Raw genomic sequence first — 3291 nt, forward strand, 5'->3', positions numbered from 1 at the left:
ATCGAAATGCCTGCAAGAGAAGAAAATCAACATTATTTAAAAACTAAAAACGAAAAATTAGGTCATTATTTACATTTTTAAACAAATAAAAATTTAGCTAAAATAGCTAATGTTGATAGATTAAACAAAATTATGGAGGAATTATGATGAAAACATTTGAAGGACATTTAATTGGTAGTGGATTGAAAATAGCGATTGTTGTTGCTCGTTTTAATGAGTTTATTACATCAAAGCTTTTAACTGGTGCAGAGGATGGATTAAGAAGACATGGAGTTGAAGAAGAGAACGTAACGGTTGCTTGGGTTCCAGGTGCTTTTGAATTACCTCTTGTTGCAAATAAATTAGCACAATCAGGAAAATATGATGCTGTCATAACTTTAGGAACCGTTATTAGAGGTGCTACAACACATTACGATTATGTTTGTAATGAAGCAGCAAAGGGAATTTCTCAAGCTGCATTAAAAACTGGTGTACCTGTTGTATTTGGTGTTTTAACAACTGAAACAATTGAGCAAGCAGTAGAAAGAGCAGGAACTAAAGCTGGCAATAAAGGATATGAAGCGGCTGTTACTGCAATTGAAATGTCAAATTTACTAAAGGTTATCGATTAATTTTTAGGAAAAGTGTTTAAAACCACTAGGAAACTGTTTATAATGTTGTGTGAAGTATTTATATAAATTTGGTATTATTCAGTTACTAAGTACATTTGCTTTTTAAGAAAGCTATTTTGTTAATGAGGGGTATATATGTTAATACGCTTTAAAAAAAGTTTTGAAAAAATTGCGATGGGTCTTTTGTCTTTTATGCCAGCTGAAAAGGATTTAAAGCAATTACAATCAACAATTAAACAATACGAGACAGACGAAAATTGGCAATTGTTTCTTTGGAAACAGGATGAGGACATCATTGGAGCAATAGGTGTTATTTTTAAAGACGAAGAAACTGTTGAAGTCCAACACATTTCAGTAAATCCTTCACACAGAGGTCAAGGTATTGGAAAGCAGATGGTTAATGCTCTAAAAGACATGTACAAAAATAAATCAGTTATACCTAATGAGGAAACAGAAGCATTTCTTGAGAAGTGCCGAAGTAACGATGAACAAAATAATTAAGACGATATAGTAAGATGAAAAAGCTTGAGAAATCAAGCTTTTTTCATTTTGTGTCTTTTCTATTTTCTTTTCGCTTTGTCAATTGTTTTAGTCTTTCTTCAATTACTTCTTTTCTATCGCGATTTTTATGTTTATGAATTAAGTCATCGTCTGTTAGATTACTTTCTTTTCCCCAAGGAATTTGTTGTATCTCACATTTTTGCATACATAACGCTAATAAATTCTCATCGCTAATCGGAAGATTTATGCTATAATAAGCTTTTTCTTCGAGAATTTCAGCTTTTCTAATTTTCAGCTGTTTTAATAAATCATTGCTATGTAACCCAAGCTCTGATAAGGCTAATTGCTCCTTAGTAAGTATACGTAAAGCGTTTGAAATCATTTTCAAAGCACCGGCAAAGTTGCCTCTTCTTTGATGATATAATCCGACTGCTATTTGAATCAGTCCAACCCAATAGGATTTTCTTTTATAAGGTGGGTCTTTTTTCCAATGTTCTTCTAAAATTTCATGGCACTCAAAATAATCGCGATCACAATGAAAGTGTACGAGAAAGTCGATATACTCTTGATCATACATATAAGGCACCTCAAATCCTTCGTCTAAAATACGACTATTGTTAAATTAGTTTAACATAGATTAGATGAAAAAGGCTGCCGATAGACAGCAACCTTGTTTCCATTAATAAACCCACGCAGCACCAACGATGATTAATAAGATAAATAATACAACGATTAAGGCAAATCCTCCGCCATAATTAAAACCTTGTTCACCCATATTAAATTCCTCCTTAATGATTAGCTTTACATTTGTAATATATGAGCAATTTGCTGAGTTGTATGGGCAGCAGTCTATTTCATACAGTTTTTCTTTTCGTTTTATACAAAGTAATTTTTGAAATATTATTGGACATAGGAGGAATTTATTCTATACTAAATTGTGGCTACTTGTAAGAATGGTGGGATAAAGATTGCAGTATCATGTGAAAATTGATGCTTTTGAGGGACCTTTGGATTTGCTCCTTCATTTAATAAATCGTTTAGAAATTGATATATATGATATACCAGTATCTGAAATAACCGAACAATACATGCTATATATTCACACGATGCAAGTTTTAGAGCTTGATGTTGCTTCTGAATATTTAGTTATGGCTGCTACACTATTGTCTATTAAAAGTAGGATGCTACTTCCTAAACAAGAGGAGGAGCTTTTTGATGATGAATATATCAATGAACCTGAGGAAGACCCACGTGAAGAACTAATGCAACGATTAATTGAATATCGAAAATATAAGGAAGCAGCTGAAGATTTACGGGAACTTGAAGAGGAGAGAGCACAAGTTTATACAAAAGCTCCAAGTGATTTAAGTGAATATGGAACACAGACAATAAATCAAATGGATTCTCTAAATGTAACATTATATGATATGCTAGGTGCCTTTCAAAAAATGTTAAGACGAAAAAAACTACAAAAGCCATTACAGACAAAGATTACGAGACAAGAAATACCGATTGAAAGGAGAATGGAGGAAATTTTAGAGGATTTGCGAACTCATCCAGGTAGACGTAGGTTTGCTGATTTGTTTCCTTCAGGTAATAAGGACCATTTAGTTGTTACGTTTTTGGCTATTTTAGAATTAATGAAATCGCATTTGATTTTGATTGAACAAGAAAATAACTTTGCAGATATTTTTATTATGGGGAGTGAATAGCGTCATGTCCTTTGGATTAATAGAATGGCAATCAATTGTCGAAGCTTTACTATTTGCTTCTGGGGATGAGGGGCTTTCTTTAAAACAATTAGTAACTGTTCTTGATCTTGAAGAACAGGAAGTACTTGAAATTCTGAAAGATTTAGAAAAAGGCTATCAGGCGAAAGAACGAGGGATAGAATTAGTAGAAGTTGCAGGGCATTATCAACTAACTACGAAAAAGGAGCATTCTCCTTATTTAAAACGTTTAGTTGAAACACCTGTTAATACTTCACTTTCACAAGCTGCACTTGAAACTTTAGCGATTATTGCATACCGTCAGCCAATAACAAGAGCTGAAGTTGAAGAAATACGTGGTGTGAAAACAGAAAGACCGATTCATACTCTTGTAACAAAGGCATTAATTAAAGAAGTTGGCAGAGCGGAAGGAACGGGTAGAGCCATATTATATGGAACGACAAAAGAGT

The 3291-nt window shown here is 33.1% G+C and carries 6 protein-coding genes; 4 read left to right on the plus strand and 2 right to left on the minus strand.

The window, feature by feature from the left end:
• The first annotated feature begins 143 nt into the window (after window positions 1–143).
• Entirely contained in the window at window positions 144–611 is a 468-nt protein-coding gene (ribH, locus tag HU235_RS23115) for a 6,7-dimethyl-8-ribityllumazine synthase (RefSeq protein WP_095301076.1), read from the plus strand.
• A 135-nt stretch (window positions 612–746) separates the two neighbouring features.
• The gene (locus tag HU235_RS23120) at window positions 747–1112 is read left to right on the plus strand and encodes a GNAT family N-acetyltransferase (protein WP_174881733.1); all 366 of its coding nucleotides are present in this window, start codon (window positions 747–749) and stop codon (window positions 1110–1112) included.
• Window positions 1113–1155: 43 nt separating this feature from the next.
• Here the strand turns inward: HU235_RS23120 and HU235_RS23125 are convergent, their stop codons facing one another.
• A complete protein-coding gene (locus HU235_RS23125; protein WP_174881734.1) occupies window positions 1156–1689 on the minus strand; it encodes a DUF309 domain-containing protein in 534 nt (177 codons plus the stop codon).
• 102 nt (window positions 1690–1791) lie between these two features.
• Window positions 1792–1887, minus strand: a complete 96-nt coding sequence (locus tag HU235_RS23130) for a YjcZ family sporulation protein (protein ID WP_095301080.1) — start codon at window positions 1885–1887, stop codon at window positions 1792–1794.
• Window positions 1888–2080: 193 nt separating this feature from the next.
• Here HU235_RS23130 and HU235_RS23135 point away from each other — a divergent pair, with 193 nt between their 5' ends.
• Window positions 2081–2824, plus strand: a complete 744-nt coding sequence (locus HU235_RS23135; protein ID WP_145583436.1) for a segregation/condensation protein A — start codon at window positions 2081–2083, stop codon at window positions 2822–2824.
• Between the two features lie 4 nt (window positions 2825–2828).
• A partial coding sequence (scpB, locus tag HU235_RS23140) for an SMC-Scp complex subunit ScpB (protein WP_174881735.1) occupies window positions 2829–3291 on the plus strand: 463 nt, incomplete at its 3' end.

Source organism: Metabacillus niabensis (genome assembly GCF_902829255.1).
GTDB lineage: Bacteria > Bacillota > Bacilli > Bacillales > Bacillaceae > Metabacillus > Metabacillus niabensis.